The 14,341-nt window shown below is 71.2% G+C and carries 16 protein-coding genes; 4 read left to right on the forward strand and 12 right to left on the reverse strand.

Features of this window, described 5'->3' with window-relative positions; genetic code table 11:
• Positions 1-63 precede the first annotated feature (63 nt).
• The 5 genes from ACQEV2_RS39435 to ACQEV2_RS39455 form a co-directional block, all read right to left on the reverse strand.
• Complete coding sequence (locus ACQEV2_RS39435) at positions 64-1,041, reverse strand: 2-hydroxyacid dehydrogenase (protein ID WP_433053101.1); 978 nt, start codon at positions 1,039-1,041, stop codon at positions 64-66.
• Complete coding sequence (locus ACQEV2_RS39440) at positions 1,038-2,207, reverse strand: lactate 2-monooxygenase (protein ID WP_433053104.1); 1,170 nt, start codon at positions 2,205-2,207, stop codon at positions 1,038-1,040. Before ACQEV2_RS39440 ends, ACQEV2_RS39435 begins: the two co-directional genes overlap by 4 nt.
• Positions 2,208-2,282: 75 nt before the next feature.
• Positions 2,283-2,975 carry an alpha/beta fold hydrolase gene (locus ACQEV2_RS39445; protein WP_433053107.1) on the reverse strand — a complete coding sequence of 231 codons (693 nt, stop codon included), beginning with the start codon at positions 2,973-2,975 and terminating at the stop codon, positions 2,283-2,285.
• Positions 2,972-4,525: a purine-cytosine permease family protein gene (locus ACQEV2_RS39450; RefSeq protein ID WP_433053110.1), complete on the reverse strand. Its 1,554-nt coding sequence runs from the start codon at positions 4,523-4,525 to the stop codon at positions 2,972-2,974. Before ACQEV2_RS39450 ends, ACQEV2_RS39445 begins: the two co-directional genes overlap by 4 nt.
• 278 nt (positions 4,526-4,803) lie before the next feature.
• Positions 4,804-5,355 (reverse strand): hypothetical protein, encoded by a 552-nt coding sequence (locus ACQEV2_RS39455; RefSeq protein ID WP_433053113.1) that lies wholly within the window; start codon positions 5,353-5,355, stop codon positions 4,804-4,806.
• Between the two features lie 338 nt (positions 5,356-5,693).
• Between ACQEV2_RS39455 and ACQEV2_RS39460 the strand changes: the two genes are divergently transcribed.
• The gene (locus tag ACQEV2_RS39460; RefSeq protein ID WP_433053116.1) at positions 5,694-6,128 is read left to right on the forward strand and encodes a protease inhibitor; all 435 of its coding nucleotides are present in this window, start codon (positions 5,694-5,696) and stop codon (positions 6,126-6,128) included.
• Between the two features lie 158 nt (positions 6,129-6,286).
• On the opposite strand, the gene ACQEV2_RS39465 is transcribed toward ACQEV2_RS39460, so the two are convergent.
• Positions 6,287-6,709 (reverse strand): STAS domain-containing protein, encoded by a 423-nt coding sequence (locus tag ACQEV2_RS39465; RefSeq protein WP_433053119.1) that lies wholly within the window; start codon positions 6,707-6,709, stop codon positions 6,287-6,289.
• A 225-nt stretch (positions 6,710-6,934) separates the two neighbouring features.
• Here ACQEV2_RS39465 and ACQEV2_RS39470 point away from each other — a divergent pair, with 225 nt between their 5' ends.
• Complete coding sequence (locus tag ACQEV2_RS39470; protein WP_433053122.1) at positions 6,935-8,023, forward strand: amidinotransferase; 1,089 nt, start codon at positions 6,935-6,937, stop codon at positions 8,021-8,023.
• A gap of 24 nt (positions 8,024-8,047) precedes the next feature.
• Here the strand turns inward: ACQEV2_RS39470 and ACQEV2_RS39475 are convergent, their stop codons facing one another.
• The 6 genes from ACQEV2_RS39475 to ACQEV2_RS39500 form a co-directional block, all read right to left on the reverse strand.
• Complete coding sequence (locus tag ACQEV2_RS39475; protein ID WP_398809336.1) at positions 8,048-8,254, reverse strand: CDGSH iron-sulfur domain-containing protein; 207 nt, start codon at positions 8,252-8,254, stop codon at positions 8,048-8,050.
• On the reverse strand, positions 8,235-8,918 hold the full coding sequence (locus tag ACQEV2_RS39480; RefSeq protein ID WP_433053125.1) for a HemK2/MTQ2 family protein methyltransferase: 684 nt from the start codon (positions 8,916-8,918) through the stop codon (positions 8,235-8,237). Before ACQEV2_RS39480 ends, ACQEV2_RS39475 begins: the two co-directional genes overlap by 20 nt.
• Entirely contained in the window at positions 8,919-9,950 is a 1,032-nt protein-coding gene (locus tag ACQEV2_RS39485) for an iron-containing redox enzyme family protein (protein ID WP_433053128.1), read from the reverse strand.
• 244 nt (positions 9,951-10,194) lie between these two features.
• A complete protein-coding gene (locus tag ACQEV2_RS39490) occupies positions 10,195-10,377 on the reverse strand; it encodes a hypothetical protein (protein WP_433053131.1) in 183 nt (60 codons plus the stop codon).
• 19 nt (positions 10,378-10,396) lie between these two features.
• Positions 10,397-11,464: a Ppx/GppA family phosphatase gene (locus tag ACQEV2_RS39495; protein WP_433053134.1), complete on the reverse strand. Its 1,068-nt coding sequence runs from the start codon at positions 11,462-11,464 to the stop codon at positions 10,397-10,399.
• A gap of 190 nt (positions 11,465-11,654) precedes the next feature.
• Complete coding sequence (locus ACQEV2_RS39500; RefSeq protein WP_433053137.1) at positions 11,655-13,157, reverse strand: MFS transporter; 1,503 nt, start codon at positions 13,155-13,157, stop codon at positions 11,655-11,657.
• A 168-nt stretch (positions 13,158-13,325) separates the two neighbouring features.
• Here ACQEV2_RS39500 and ACQEV2_RS39505 point away from each other — a divergent pair, with 168 nt between their 5' ends.
• Complete coding sequence (locus ACQEV2_RS39505) at positions 13,326-13,667, forward strand: ArsR/SmtB family transcription factor (protein ID WP_433053140.1); 342 nt, start codon at positions 13,326-13,328, stop codon at positions 13,665-13,667.
• A 5-nt stretch (positions 13,668-13,672) separates the two neighbouring features.
• Entirely contained in the window at positions 13,673-14,203 is a 531-nt protein-coding gene (locus tag ACQEV2_RS39510; RefSeq protein ID WP_433053143.1) for an SRPBCC family protein, read from the forward strand.
• The last annotated feature ends 138 nt before the right edge of the window (positions 14,204-14,341 follow it).

Consider the following 14,341-nt stretch of genomic DNA (forward strand, 5'->3'; position numbering starts at 1 on the left):
CGGAACTGCGGACGCGGTGGGCTGCCGGGCCCCGTGACGTCCGCATGTTCCGCCGAACAGGCCCTAGTTCACGACGTCCTGGGGCGTTCCGCCGGACAGGAAGGCGGTCACGTTCTGGACCGCGGCGAGGGCGATGCGGACGAGGGTTTCGCGGGTGACGCCGCCGGCGTGGGGGGAGAGCACCACGTTCGGGGCGCGGAGCAGGCGCAGGGCCGGGGTGGGCGGTTCGGGGTCGAAGACGTCGATGCCCGCCCCGGCCAGGGTGCCCTTCTCCAGTGCGTCCGCGAGGGCGTCCTGGTCGATCAGGGCACCCCGCGCCGTGTTGATCACGAACGCCGTGGGCTTGAGGAGTGCCAGCCGCTCGGCGTTCAGCAGGTGCCGGGTCCCGTCGGTCAGCGGGGCGTGCAGGGAGATGTAGTCGGCGGTGCGCAGCAGTTCGTCCAGCGGGAGATGGCGGGCACCGCCGAACTCGGCCTCCGTCTCCGGTGGCAGCCGGCGTCGACCGGCATAGACGACGTTCATGTCGAACGCGACCGCGCGGCGGGCGACTTGCCGCCCGATCTGGCCCAGGCCCACTATGCCGAGCGTCTTGCCGCACAGTTCGGTCAGCGAGTGCTGCAGCCGGGGGAGGGCCCAGTCGGCCTCGACGAGCGCGGTGTGCGCGGGGACGAGCTGTTTGGCCAGGGCGAGCATGAGGGCGAAGGTCTGCTCGGCCACGTTCTGCGCCTCGGCTCCGCTGGAGCCGATGTTGCACACGCGTACTCCACGCTCGCGCGCCGTGTCCACGTCGACGTACTCGAAGCCGTGGCTCGCGCACTGCACCAGCTCCAACTCCGGTGCGGCGGCGAGGTGTTCCGCGGTCACCGGGGCGAGCGCGGTGATGACGACGTGCGCGGAGCGCAGGGCGGCCGGGTCCTCGTCGGCCGCCTCGACGACGGTGACCTTCGTGCCCTGAGGGAAGAGCGTGGCGAGGCCGGCACCGATGTCACGGCCGCCCACGTGCGGCGAGAGGACGGCGAGGATGTTCTTGGTGGCGGTCATGCGGATTCCTCGGTGAGATCGGCGGGGCCGATCGTGGCGGGGGTGGCGTGCCCGGACAGGGCGAGGGTGAGATCGAGTTCGGCGAGCAGACAGCGGATGACGTGCTCGACGCCCGCCTGTCCGTCGAGGCCGAGCCCGTACACGTACGGCCGTCCCACGAGCACCGCCCGCGCGCCGAGGGCGAGCGCCTTGAAGACGTCGTCGCCGGTGCGGATGCCGCTGTCGAACAGCACCGTCAGCCGGTCGCCGACCGCCTCCACGACCCGGGGCAGGGCGTCCGCAGCCCCGATGGATCCGGCCACCTGGCGGCCGCCGTGGTTGGAGACGACCACCCCGTCCATCCCGGCGTCGGCGGCCGCGCGGGCGTCGTCCGGGTGCAGGATGCCCTTCAGGACGATCGGGCCGTCCCAGTTCTCCCGCAGGAACGCCAGGTCCGGCCAGGTCTTCGCGGGGTCCGCGAACATGCCGACGAAGTGCATGACGGCCGCGTTCGGATCCTCCTGCACCGGCTTGGCCAGGCCCGCCCGGAACGCCGGGTCGGAGAAGTAGTTGGCGGTGCCCACGCCGTGCAGGAACGGCAGATAAGCCTGGTCGAGGTCGCGTGGCCGCCAGGCCAGCATGGGCGTGTCCAGGGTGACGACGAGCGCGGTGAACCCGGCCGCCTTCGCCCGGTTCAGGAAACTCCGGGCCACCTCCGGGTCCTTCGGCCAGTACAGCTGGAACCAGCGCTCGGCGTCCCCCATCGCCTCCGCGACCTGCTCCATGGGGGTGCTGGAGGCCGAGGACAGGATGTACGGCACGCCCTGTGCGGCGGCGGCCCGGGCGGCCGCGCACTCGGCGTCGGGGTGCATGATCGACAGCACCCCGACCGGGGCCAGCGCCAGCGGAGCGGGCAGAGCGCGGCCCAGCACCTCCACGGACAGATCCCGTTCGTGCACGTCCCGCAGCATGCGCGGGACGATCCGGCGCCGCCGCAGGGCCGCCCGGTTGGCGCGGGCGGTGCTGCCGTCGCCCGCGCTGCCCGCCACGTAGCCGACGGGACCAGGGCCGAGGCGCTGCTCGGTCAGCTCCTCCAGCCGGGTCAGATCGGTGGGCAGCCGGGGTACGGCACCCGTCATCCCGTTCAGATAGATCTCGTACTGGAAGTCCGCCCAGTGCTTGCCCATGCGTACGCCCCGCCTCTCGTCACTGAGAACGCGCTGTAGGCAGACCATACCGACCGGTAGGAGGTGGGGGCCGGGTCAGGTTCCGGTCGTTGAGTCGTGCAGGATGCGGGCCAGTTCGTGCGGCTGGGAGAACATCGGCCAGTGGCCGGTGTCCATGGTCACCAGCTCCCAGCGGTCGCTCTTGAGGAGTTCGGCCACCGCCGGCATCGGTTCGTCGCCGTCGAGCAGGCACTTGATGTACGTCGCCGGCAGTTCGCCGAGGTCGCCCGTGAGCACGGCCGGTTCGGTCGCCGTGGCACCCGGGTGCGGGGTCGAGCCCGTCACGAACCGGGCGATCTGTTCGTCCGTCAGGCCCTGCCCCGCGCAGTCTTCGGCGGCGAGGGGCGGCCAGAAGCCGGTCGCCGCGATCGCCTCCCCCACCTCGTCGCTCGGCCAGCCCGAGAGGGACGACTCTCCGTCCACGGGGACCATGGCGTCGACGAACACGACGCGGGTCAGCCGGTCCCCTATCTGCTCGGCGGCCTGTCCGACCGGCACGCCGCCGTAACTGTGCCCCACGAGGACGACGTCCCGCAGATCGAGGCGCTCGACCTCGCCCACGATGTCCTGGACGTGGGTCTGCTGCCCGGCGGGAACACCTTGCTTCTCGGCGAGGCCCGACAGCGTCAGCGGATGGACCTCGTGCCCGGCCGAGCGCAGATCGGCCGCCACCTCGTCCCACGCCCATGCTCCGAGCCAAGCACCTGCCACCAGTACGAAGTTGGTCATGCTCGCAACGTAGCGGACGGGTCTGACAACGGCTCGTCGTCGCCCTTCGCGCCCGGCCCGCTGATCGGCGGCACCGGCATCTCCACCGTGCGCGCCAGCCGCGCCCCCTCGGGCCCGTACACCGCCCGCGGCTCGGGAAACAGCCGTAGCAGTGCCAGGAACAGAACGGCGGCGACGGCCAGCGACAGGGGCAGGCTGATGTCCACGCCGTCCGCCAGATCGCCCAGCGGGCCCACGAACTGCCCCGGGATGTTCGTGAACAGCACGCCGATCAGCGCCGCCACCCACCAGGCGGTCATGCCCCGCCAGTTCCAGCCGTGCGCGAACCAGTAACGGCCGCCGCGCTGCCGGCGGTTGAAGACCTGCAGGGCATCGGGGTCATACCAGCCGCGCCGCGTCCAGTAACCCAGCATCATGACGACCATCCACGGCGTGGTGCAGGTGATGATCATGGTCGCGAAGGTCGAGATGGACTGCACCAGGTCGAGTCCGAACCGGCCGACGAAGATGAACACGATCGACAACGCGCCGACCAGCAGCGTCGCCTGCACGCGCGAGAGCCGCGGGAAGACCGAGGAGAAGTCGAGCCCGGTCCCGTACAACGCGGTCGTGCCCGTCGCCATGCCGCCGATCAGCGCCAGCAGACACACCGGCAGGAAGTACCAGCCGGGCGAGATCGCCAGCAGCCCGCCGACGAAGTCCGGTGCCGCCGGATCGACGTACTCCGGAGCCTTCGTGGCGATGATGCTCGCGGTCGCCAGGCCGAAGACGAACGGCAGCAGCGTCGCGATCTGCGACAGGAACGCGGCGCCGATCACCTTGCGGCGCGGGGTGCTCGCCGGGATGTAGCGCGACCAGTCACCGAGGAACGCCCCGAACGAGACGGGGTTGGACAGCACGATCAGGGCCGCGCCGATGAATGACGGCCAGAACAGCGACCGGGTCGCCGCGTCCGCGGAGTCCGTGAAGACGCCCGCGTACGACGGGTCGAAGTCCCCGGCGAAGGCGATCGCGCCGAGCAGGAACAGCACGCTCGCCGACAGTACGGCGATCTTGTTGACGAACAGCATGAACCGGAAGCCGTACACGCACACCGCGAGGACCAGCCCGGCGAACAGGGCGTACGCGACGACGTACGACAGGTTGCCGCGCGTCAGGCCGAAGAGCCGGTGTGCGCCGCCGACCAGGGCATCGCCGGAGCTCCAGACGGAGATGGAGAAGAACGCGACGGCCGTCAGCAGGGAGAGGAACGAGCCGACCACGCGGCCGTGCACGCCCAGGTGGGCGGAGGACGAGACGGCGTTGTTGGTGCCGTTGACCGGTCCGAACACCGCCATCGGGCACAGGATCAGCGCGCCCGCGACGACCCCGAGCAGCGTGGCCGCGAGGCCCTGCCAGAAGGAGAGGCCGAACAGGATCGGGAAGGCACCCAGGACGCAGGTGGAGAAGGTGTTGGCGCCGCCGAAGGCGAGGCGGAACAGATCGAGCGGGGTCGCGGTGCGCTCGGCGTCGGGGATGCGGTCGACGCCGTGGGTCTCGACCTCGGTCAAGGAGGGGGTGGGGGAGGGGGGTTCGGACTGCGCGGGCTGCGAGGACTGCGTCGGCTGTGGAGGCCGCGCGGGCTGCGAGGACAAGAGGGGCTCCAGCGGGGACGGGGCGGTGGAGCGCGTTGTGGCGCGGCGGGGGCGACGGCCGGGGCCTGCCGCTGGGGTGTGCGGGCAGCGCGGATGCCGTCCTCTCGGGATCTGCAGACGGTACGGCGGCGTGCAAGATCCGCACCAGAGGACGGTTCATCCATCTTCGGTGCCGAGTGTGGACGAAACCTCCATCAGTCGCTGTCCGTGGGCCCGTCCGCCGGTTCCGCGTCCGGCCCCTGTGCCCGCACCCGCTGCACGTTCTCCAGGGACTCGCGCAGTTCGGTGAGCCAGTCGTCCGTGTGCCGCTGCACCAGCCGTACGCACCAGGCGAGGGCGTCGCTGCGGCTGCGGGCGACGCCGCCGGCGATCAGGGTGTCGAGGACCTGCCGCTCGGGCTGACGCAGCCGGGTCATCACCGGGGCGGCGATGTGCGTGAACAGGGCGCGCTCGCCACCGCACTCCACGCCCCAGGAGACCTTCCGGCGGAACCGGTGCTCCGCCTCGCGGGCCACCCCGATCCTGGTCTCCCGGGTGCGCTCCCGGAACTCCTGGATCCGGCCCTCCACGGCCGCCTCGCGCTCGGCGGCCGAGACGTCCTCGGCCAGCTGGGGTGCGGGGATGCGGCCGATCACGGTGATCTCCTCGCGGTCGACCGTCACCTCGGTCAGTTCCTCGAAGAGGTCGTCGGGGAGGCGGCCGGCGAACCAGCCGCGCAGTTTCTCTCGTTGCTCGCTGGTAATCATGTAATGACCATTACTCCACCGGCCTGGGGATGCAAGAGCCGAGGGGGCGAGTCAGCTGAGAGCTCAACCCGAGGGCCCAAGCGGAATGTTTCAGGCCTATTAATCAGTGTGCGAAATCCGGCCACTCGACGACTTGGAACGATCAAGAGCCGCCAAGTTCCGGCGTTGGAACGTTCGAAGTCCGTTACTTCACGCCACTGATTCAATACGCAAGGTTACTGAAACCGGTGGTGTCGATGTGAGTTTCGGCGGCGGACTCGGCAGACTCCCGCTCGTCGCTCCGGCACCGATCGCGCCGGAGCCGGCACACCCTCAACTCGAGCGGAAGGATGCACACAATGCGGAACACCGCGCGCTGGGCAGCGACCCTCGGCCTCACGGCCACCGCCGTCTGCGGACCTCTCACCGGATCCGCCCTGGCCGCCCAGGACGCCGCCCCCGCCTCGCTCTACGCACCCTCGGCCCTGGTGCTCACCGTGGCCTACGGCGACGACGCCGCGACGGCCACCCCGGTCCGTGCGGTCACGCTGAGCTGTGCCCCGACGCCCTCCGGCACGCACCCGGACGCCGCTTCGGCCTGTGCCGAACTGCGCGGCGTCGGCGGGGACTTCGATGCGCTCAAGGCGACGGACGGCATGCTGTGCACCAAGCAGTACGACCCCGTGCTGGTCACGGTCGACGGCGTCTGGCAGGGCAAGCGCGTCTCTTATGAGCGCACCTTCTCCAACGAGTGCGTGAAGAGCTCCTACGCGACGAGCCTCTTCGCGTTCTGACGAGCCTCTTCGCGTTCTAAGGACCGGGATCGTACGGCCCCGTGCAGTTCGGCAGAGGCACGCAGATTGGGGAGTGTGTGTGCTGCCGAGGGGCCCCGCGATCTCGCACCGGGGGTCGGCCGGGCGGAGTGGGGCCGCCCGGCCGACACCTCGCACCGCTAGGGCCTGTCCGGCACATCCCGGGGGATCCCGGGCAGGAGGGGAAAGCGACCCAGCAGGTCGGCACCGCGCAGCAGTCGCCGGATCCGCGGAGCGTCCGCCACGAGGCGCAGACGGCCGCCGTGGTCTCTGGCCCGTGTCTCGGCCCGGCACAGGACGCGCAGGCCCGAGCAGTCGAAGAAGTCGGCCCGCCGCAGATCGACCAGCACATCCGGCTCCGCCCTCGCGGTCGCCGCGTTCAGATGCTCGGTGAGTAGCGCCTCCGTGGCCAGATCGATCTCACCCATGACCTCGACCACCGTGAACGCGCCGCATCTGCGGGTGCGGGCATGAGCGTTCGCCGGGGGTGGCGTGGACCGGGAGGTGCTCGCGGCCAGGTCCTCGGTCGGATAGGGGGCGCGGTCGTCGGCGTCCGGCGTCATGTCCGCTCCACCTCTGCAGGGGCGCACTTGATCCGGGTAGTTACCCGGGGGCGAGCGTGAGCATCCCTGCCGCGCCGCGGGCAAGATGCGGTTCACCCGACCTGATGAATTACGCCCAGAAGGATTGACTCCTGGGCTGTGTCGTCATGGCAGCGGGTCGTCGGACTGACCGCTGCCAGTCACCACACTGAGTGATCAAGCGGCTGCGGGGTACCCGGCAGCACTGTGGAACCCCTTGCTTCGCCCGTCAATTCGCACAATGAGTGGGACCCGCTGGAGGACATCGTCGTCGGGCGCCTCGACGGCGCGACGATCCCCTCCCGCCATCCGGTCGTGACCTGCAATGTCCCGCCATGGGCGGGGCGGTTGCTGGGACTTGCCGGCGGCTTCAGATATCCACGCGTGCTGATCGAGCGAGCGCAGCACGAACTCGAGGAGTTCATCGCGCTCCTTCGGTCCCTCGGCGTCACGGTCAGGCGCCCGGAGGCGGTTGACCACAGGCGGCGGTTCGGAACCCCCCACTGGTCGTCGCGCGGTTTCTGCAACACCTGTCCCCGTGACAGCCTGCTCGTGATCGGCGACGAGATCATCGAGACCCCGATGGCGTGGCCGTGCCGGTATTTCGAGACCCACGCCTATCGCGAGATCCTGAAGGACTGCTTCCGGCGCGGTGCGCGCTGGACGGCGGCACCGAAACCACAGCTCACGGACGCGCTGTTCGAGCCGGGTTTCCGCGCACCCGCGCCCGGCGAGCCCATGCGCTACGTCCTGACGGAGTTCGAGCCGGTCTTCGATGCCGCGGATTTCGTGCGTGCGGGTCGTGATCTGTTCGTCACGCGAAGCAACGTCACCAATCGGATGGGCATCGAGTGGCTGCGCCGCCACCTTGGACCCGGCTATCGGATCCACGAGATCGAGAGCCGGTGCCGCACGCCCATGCACATCGACACGACTTTCGTACTGCTTGCGCCCGGCAAGGCCCTTATCAATCCCGCATACATAGACCCCGACCGCCTGCCCGGCGTCCTGGACTCGTGGGACATCCTGGTCGCTCCCGAGCCGGACCCGATCGACGACCGTCTGCTCAGAGTCACCTCGATGTGCGGCAAATGGCTCAGCATGAACGTGCTCATGGTCGACGAGAAGCGCGTGATCGCCGAGCGCCACCACACCGGCATGCTGCGCGCGCTCGAGCAGTGGGGGTTCGAGCCGATCCCGTGCGACCTGCTGCACTACGCGCCGTTCGGCGGCTCGTTCCACTGTGCGACGCTCGACCTCCGGCGCCGCGGCACGCTCGAATCGTATTTCGACTGAGCGCTCGTCGATCCACTGGCAGGCTCACCGATCCTTCGCGCGCTCGCGATGGCTGGTGTCGCACCAGGGGTAGCGGCGGCTGCGGCGGCAGGTGCACAGGGCGACGCGGAAGCGGTCGGAGGAGACGAGCGTGCCGTCCTCCAGTTCCACCTCGACCGGGCCCTCGACCAACAGGGGGCCCTGACGCTGGACCTTGATGCGGCGCGGCTCGTCAGACGGGGAGTTCGGCACGGACGACCACCAGCTCTTCCCTCGGAACCGACTGATCCGAAGCGGACAGCAGGCCGCGCTTGCGCAGCCAGGCCTCGCGCGAGCGCAGCACGGGGCCGAAGGGGATCACACGGCGCCGGGTCACGGATGCCTTGAGCCCCGCGTCGCGCAGGTGTGCCAGCGTCCGGCCGGGCCGGCTGAGCTCCGAGTGCACGACCAGCAGAACACCGCCGGGCCGCAGCAGGGCGGGGGCCTCCCGGCAGATCCGGTCGAGGACGAGCCGTCCGTCCCGGCCCGCGTCCCAGGACCGCGCCGCACCGTGCGGCGCGCGGCCCGTGTCGGGCGCGGGCACATACGGCGGATTGGCGAGGATGAGATCGAACGACTGTCCCCGCACCGGGGCGAAGAGGTTGCCGTGCCGGATGCGGACCGGCAGCCGGGCCAGCCAGGCGTTCAGCCGTGCCGTGTACACCGCCCGCCAGGAGACGTCCACCGCGGTCACATGTGTGCCGCGCCGCGCGGCCTCGAGCGCCAGTGCGCCCGAGCCCGTTCCCACGTCGAGGACGTCCGCGCCGTCCGGCAGCGGCTCGTCGAGCAGGGCATCGACCAGCAGGTCGGTGTCCTCCTGAGGACTGTAGACACCCGGTGGCACCAGTGGTTTCACGGCGCCCGGGTACCCCGGCATTCAGGAAATAATGGAGATTCCGGGCCGAAGAGGTGTGCGCAGCGACGACCGTCCCGCGCGCCAGGCGCCGAGCAGCCGGTCGGCGAAGCGGTCCTCCAGAAACCCGGTGACGTCGATGCCGAACGCGACGTCGGGGGCGAGATGCGGCTCCTCGGCGAGGAGACCGCCGATGACGTCGTGGCGTACGACCTGCTCGTGCACCGCGTCCGCCTCGACATGCTCGTCGTAGAAGTGCTCGGCGGCGGGCCCGGCGCCCGTGCGGCGCATCGCCTCGGCCAGTCGCCGGGAGGCCGGTGACGAGGTGATCTCGACCGCCGCGAAATGACCGACGAGTGCGCCGCGCAGCTCCCGGTGCAGGCCGAGCAGGGACATCAGGTTGACCGTGGCCAGGGCCTCCGCGGTCGCCTCGTCGAGATAGTGCCCGTATGTCGTGTCCAGGTCGAGGTCGGTCATCAGGTCGGCGAAGAGGCGGGCGTGGACGCGGTCGGGGCGGCCGCCGCCGAACTCGTCGAACTCCACCGCCGCCATGCCGGCCTTGGCCCTGCCCCACAGCCGCGGCAGCACCCAGGCGTGCGGGTCCGCTTCCTTGAGGTGGTACAGGGAGCGCTGGGCCGCGTACTCGCGCAGCTGCCACAACTCGCCCTCGGTGCACAGGTAGTGGCTGACGCCGGTGCCGTCGACGGGTTCGACCAGGAGGTCGGCCAGCGAGTCCTCGACGCTGTCGTGGCCGGGGGCGTCCGCGCGCAGGGCGGTCAGGAAACGGTGCTCCAGCGCCGCGCGGCCGCGCAGCAGGTCCGGGTCCCATTCGAGGGCCTCGGACACCCCGGCGAAACCGCGGTAGTGCAGTTCGTAGCAGAGGTAGAGGGCCAGCTGGAGGTCGTCGCCGTAGACGGGCGCACCCGCGACGTCCTCGTGCCTGAGCGGCGGGCCCGTACCCCGCAGATACTCCTCGAGGGCGGCGGAGAGGCGGCCCCGGGCGGACGGCAGCCGGGGTTCCGCGCCGCTGCGTGCCATGCGGACGTCGTGTGTCATGGCGGCCGAGTACCCGTGGGGTGCCGGGCCACCCGTGAGCGTGGAACCGGGCGGACGCCCGCGGCGAGATCTCGGGTGCGCCGGCCGAGCTCGGGCAGGCCATCGCGGCAACGCGCCGATGACGGCGTGGCTGCGGGCAGTCATGCACCTGGGGCGGCACTCGCCCCGCCCCCTGGCCGGGCGTCCGGGACGCCGCCCGGGCAGGACGGTTCACCGGACACGCACGGCCAGGGCGCGCGCCCGGTCACTCTCCCTCGGACTCCTCCTGGGCGCGCGTGTTGGGGGTGATGGCCTCGCCCGCCTCGCCCCTGCGCCTGCGCTGTTCGGCGGAGTCCCGGATGCGGTGCTCTGCGTCGGCGAACTCGCGCAGGACCTCTTCGGCGGCGGTCTCGGGCTCTTGCCGGTGCCGCTTGTCGTGGTCGGCCATGGCTGTCTCCTTCCGTCGTTCAGCGGGCGCGGTCGCGATCGCGATCGCCGGCCCTCCGTCGGCTCGTCGCCGCCTCCGTCTGACCGGCCGCCGCCGCGAGGCGCAGCGGCACCGGCTCCGGGGGAGCGGCCTCCTCGTCCAGCTGGGTCAGTTCCGCCCACCAGGACGGGCCGTCCTGTATCTGCCGCAGCAGGACTCCCTCGCGGATCGCCCAGGGGCAGATGGTGACCGTCCGCAGACCGGTCAGCTTCATCGCCGTGTGCCCGACGACCGCGCCGGCCAGGCTCTGCGCGGCCCGTGGTGCGGAGATGCCGGGGAGGCGGGAACGTTCGGCGGCGGGCAGCGCGGCCAGCCGGGTCACCGCCTCGCGCAGGTCCGAGCGGGCCAACCGCCGTTCCATGAACGGGCCGTGGCGCCCGGGCGGCGCCCCGCACAGTCGGCCCAGCTGCTGGAAGGTGCGCGAGGTGGCCACCGCGGTGCGAGGCCCCTCCCAGCGGATCCGGGCCGCCACGTCCCGCAGCTGATGGCGGACCTTGCGGCGCAGCGCCCGCACCCGTTCCGGCGGGGGCGGGTCCTCCCCGGCGAAGAACTCATGGGTGAGCCGTCCCGCGCCGAGCGGCAGCGAGGCCACGAAGCCCGGCAACCGGCCGCGCCCGAAGGCCACTTCGAGGGAACCGCCCCCGATGTCCAGCAGCGCGAGCGGCCCCGACCGCCACCCCATCCACTGCCGCGCTCCCAGAAACGTCAGCTCGGCCTCGAGTTCGCCCGGCATGGTGCACAGGTCCACTCCCGTCCGGTCCCGGACGGCGCGCAGCACCTCCGTACGGTTCGGGGCGGCGCGCACCACGGCCGTCGCGAACGCCATCGGTTCGGCCGCGCCCCAGCGGGCGGCGGTGCGGCTCGCCTCGGCGACCGCGCCGACGAGCCGCTCGACGGCCTCCTCCGGGATGCTTCCCCCGGGCTTCACCTGCTCCGACAGCCTCAGCCGCCATTTCGCGGTGTGAACCGGTAGCGGTGCACCGTCCTCCGCGTCGGCCACCACCAGCCGGACCGTGTTCGACCCCACATCCACCACGCTGATTCGCATGGGCCCGTGAGTACCCGTTTTTCGGACCGGGCCAACAGGATCAGCCGCCGCGCTCTGGTGCATGCCGGGGCAACCGGCCCCGCACCGCACGCCGGTGGCGCTCGTACAGGGCATACGGCCCATGGCAGCGCGCAGGGGCCGCCGTCTCCCTGCGGACGGCGGCCCCTCGTGCCTCGGCGGATCAAGTCGATCACATGTGGACGACCGGTGCGGCGGAGGCGTCCTCCTCGGGCACCCCGCGGCGGAAGAGCAGGAAGGCGATCAACGCGCCCGCGGCGAAGAAGCCCGCCGACCACCAGAAAGCGGTGGTGTAGCTCTCGATCGTCGCCTGGGCCTGCACCATCCTGCTGGTGGCGTCCTTGCCGGCGAGATAGTCGGCCGCGGCGCTCGCCGCGAGCGTGTTCAACAGCGCCGTACCGATCGAACCGCCCGCCTGCTGCATGGCGTTGACGGTCGCGGAGGCGACGCCCGCGTCCTCGGCGGCCACTCCGCCGGTGGCCAGTTGCATCGTCGTCGGCATCACCAGGCCGAGACCGGCGCCGATCACGATCAGCTGCGGGAGCACCGCGCTCACGTACGACGAGCCGACCCCGATCCCGGTCAGCCAGGCCATGCCGGCCGTCGCGATCCCGAAGCCCAGCGGGACCAGGGCTTTCGGGCCCATCCGCGGCAGCAGGACCGTGGTGCCGAGCTGGGCCGCCACCATCAGAGCGCCCACCATCGGCAGGAACGCCACGCCGGTCTTCGTCGGGCTGAAGCCCAGGTTCAGCTGCAGGTAGTAGGTGAGGAAGAGGAACACGCCGAACATGCCCGCACCGGAGACCAGGACGGCCAGGAACGAGGCGCCCCTGTTGCGGTCGAGCAGGATCCGCAGCGGCAGCAGCGGGTGCGGGGCCCGGGTCTGCCACCAGGCGAAGGCCGCCAGCAGAACGCCGCCCGCGAGCAGGTAGCCCCAGCTCTGAGGCGAACCCCAGTCGTGCGTCTCGGCGTTGGAGAAGCCGTAGACCAGCCCGAACAGACCGCCGGCGACCAGGAGCGTGCCCGGCACGTCCAGCTTGGAGTTCGCGGCGTCGCGGTGGTTGCTCAGCAGCAGCCAGCCGCCGACCAGGGCGAGCGCGGCGATCGGCACGTTGACGAACAGCGTCCAGCGCCAGTCGAGGGCGTCGGTCAGGATGCCGCCGAGCAGCAGCCCCACCGCGCCACCGGCGCCGGCGATGGCGCCGTACACGCTGAACGCCCTGGCCCGCTCACGGGCGTCGGTGAACGTGGTGTTGAGCAGCGAGAGCGCGGCAGGCGCGAGCAGCGCGCCGAAGGCGCCCTGCAGGGCGCGCGCGACGACCAGCATCTCGAAGCCGGTCGCGGCGCCGCCCAGTACGGACGCGCCCGCGAAGCCGGCGACGCCGATGAGGAAGGCGGGCTTGCGGCCGAACAGGTCGGCTATGCGGCCGCCGAGCAGCAGCAGGGACGCGAAGGCCAGCGCGTAGGCGGTGACGATCCACTGCCGGTTGCCGTCGGAGAAGCCGAGGTCGGCCTGGGCCGAGGGCAGGGCGATGTTCACGATGGTGGCGTCGAGCACCACCATGAGCTGGGCGACGGCGATGATCGCGAGGATCCACCATCGCTTGGACGAGGCCGTCGGCGGGGCCTCGACCGCACCCTCACGGGCGCTGCCGGTCAGGGTCTTCTCGGGCATCGGGATTCAACTCCAGGGACAGCCGGGATGAAGTAACGCGGAAGTAAACGAAACTGTTTCGTTCACTTCGAAGAGCCTAGGCCTCCATGAGCGAAACGGCAACGTTTCGATGGGGTGCGAGGGGTGTATTCCTTGACCGGCATATAACCAAGGAGGCATATTGGGCTCATGGCCGACGCCTCGCTCTGGACCGCCCTCGCCGATCCGCACCGACGGGCCATCGTCGCGCTGCTCCTGGAGCGGCCCCGACCCGTCGGGGAGATCGTGGAGGCATGCGGGCTGAGCCAGCCGAGCACCTCCAAGCATCTGAAAGTGCTGAGGGAGGCCGGCCTGGTGCGGGTCCGGCAGGACGCGCAGCGCCGCGTCTACGCCCTCCACCCCGCACCCATCGCCGAACTCGACGCCTGGCTGGCCCCGTACCGCAGGCTGTGGAACGCCAGTCTGGACAAGCTGGGCCGTCGACTCGACGAGGCGCCGGACCGTCCCGAGGAACCCGCCACGAAGGACTGATCCCCATGACCGCCGACCTCACCGGCAGCTATGTGACCCTGGACGACGGCCGCCCGGCCGTCCGCTTCAGCCGTACCTACGACCATCCCGTCGAGCGCGTCTGGCGGTTCGTGACCGACGCCGACGAACTGGCCCACTGGTTCCCGTCCCGCGCCGAGATCGACCTGCGCCCCGGCGGCGCGATCAAGTTCGGCGGCGATCCGAACATGGAGGACTCCACGGGCCGCGTGATCGCCGTCGACGAGCCGCGCCACCTGTCGTTCGAGTGGGGCGGCGACGAGCTGCACTTCGACCTGGAGGCCCTGGACGACAAGCGCACCCGCTTCACGCTCACCAACGTGCTCGGCGCCGACAGCACCGCCGCCCGCAACAGCGCCGGCTGGGAGGTCTGCCTGGCCGCCCTCGACGCGCACGCGCGCGGGGAGCGCTTCGAGGGGCCGCACGCCGGCGCCGGAGCGCCCTGGAAGGAGTTCTACGACGGCTATGTGGCCGCCGGCGTCCCCTCCGGCGCCCCGGTCCCTGGCCTCGACGCCTAGGCCCTTTCGTTCAATTCCCGCCTGCCGTGCGACGCCATGCCGAGTTCAGCATGAGGATCTTGGATGCCTTGGTGATGTGCTGCCGGTGCCGCGGGTTGTTCACCTCGTAGGGCCGGCCGGTGCAGCCGGCCACCGCGG

Source organism: Streptomyces sp. CA-251387 (assembly GCF_050936625.1).
Taxonomy (GTDB): Bacteria; Actinomycetota; Actinomycetes; order Streptomycetales; family Streptomycetaceae; genus Streptomyces.

What these genes read in the sequence shown, in the direction of transcription:
- ACQEV2_RS39435 (WP_433053101.1), bottom strand. Translation starts at nt 1,041, where the DNA reads ATGACCGCCACCAAGAACATCCTCGCCGTCCTCTCGCCGCACGTGGGC.
- ACQEV2_RS39440 (WP_433053104.1), bottom strand. Translation starts at nt 2,207, where the DNA reads ATGGGCAAGCACTGGGCGGACTTCCAGTACGAGATCTATCTGAACGGG.
- ACQEV2_RS39445 (WP_433053107.1), bottom strand. Translation starts at nt 2,975, where the DNA reads ATGACCAACTTCGTACTGGTGGCAGGTGCTTGGCTCGGAGCATGGGCG.
- ACQEV2_RS39455 (WP_433053113.1), bottom strand. Translation starts at nt 5,355, where the DNA reads ATGATTACCAGCGAGCAACGAGAGAAACTGCGCGGCTGGTTCGCCGGC.
- ACQEV2_RS39460 (WP_433053116.1), top strand. Translation starts at nt 5,694, where the DNA reads ATGCGGAACACCGCGCGCTGGGCAGCGACCCTCGGCCTCACGGCCACC.
- ACQEV2_RS39465 (WP_433053119.1), bottom strand. Translation starts at nt 6,709, where the DNA reads ATGACGCCGGACGCCGACGACCGCGCCCCCTATCCGACCGAGGACCTG.
- ACQEV2_RS39480 (WP_433053125.1), bottom strand. Translation starts at nt 8,918, where the DNA reads ATGCCGGGGTACCCGGGCGCCGTGAAACCACTGGTGCCACCGGGTGTC.
- ACQEV2_RS39485 (WP_433053128.1), bottom strand. Translation starts at nt 9,950, where the DNA reads ATGACACACGACGTCCGCATGGCACGCAGCGGCGCGGAACCCCGGCTG.
- ACQEV2_RS39490 (WP_433053131.1), bottom strand. Translation starts at nt 10,377, where the DNA reads ATGGCCGACCACGACAAGCGGCACCGGCAAGAGCCCGAGACCGCCGCC.
- ACQEV2_RS39495 (WP_433053134.1), bottom strand. Translation starts at nt 11,464, where the DNA reads ATGCGAATCAGCGTGGTGGATGTGGGGTCGAACACGGTCCGGCTGGTG.
- ACQEV2_RS39500 (WP_433053137.1), bottom strand. Translation starts at nt 13,157, where the DNA reads ATGCCCGAGAAGACCCTGACCGGCAGCGCCCGTGAGGGTGCGGTCGAG.
- ACQEV2_RS39505 (WP_433053140.1), top strand. Translation starts at nt 13,326, where the DNA reads ATGGCCGACGCCTCGCTCTGGACCGCCCTCGCCGATCCGCACCGACGG.
- ACQEV2_RS39510 (WP_433053143.1), top strand. Translation starts at nt 13,673, where the DNA reads ATGACCGCCGACCTCACCGGCAGCTATGTGACCCTGGACGACGGCCGC.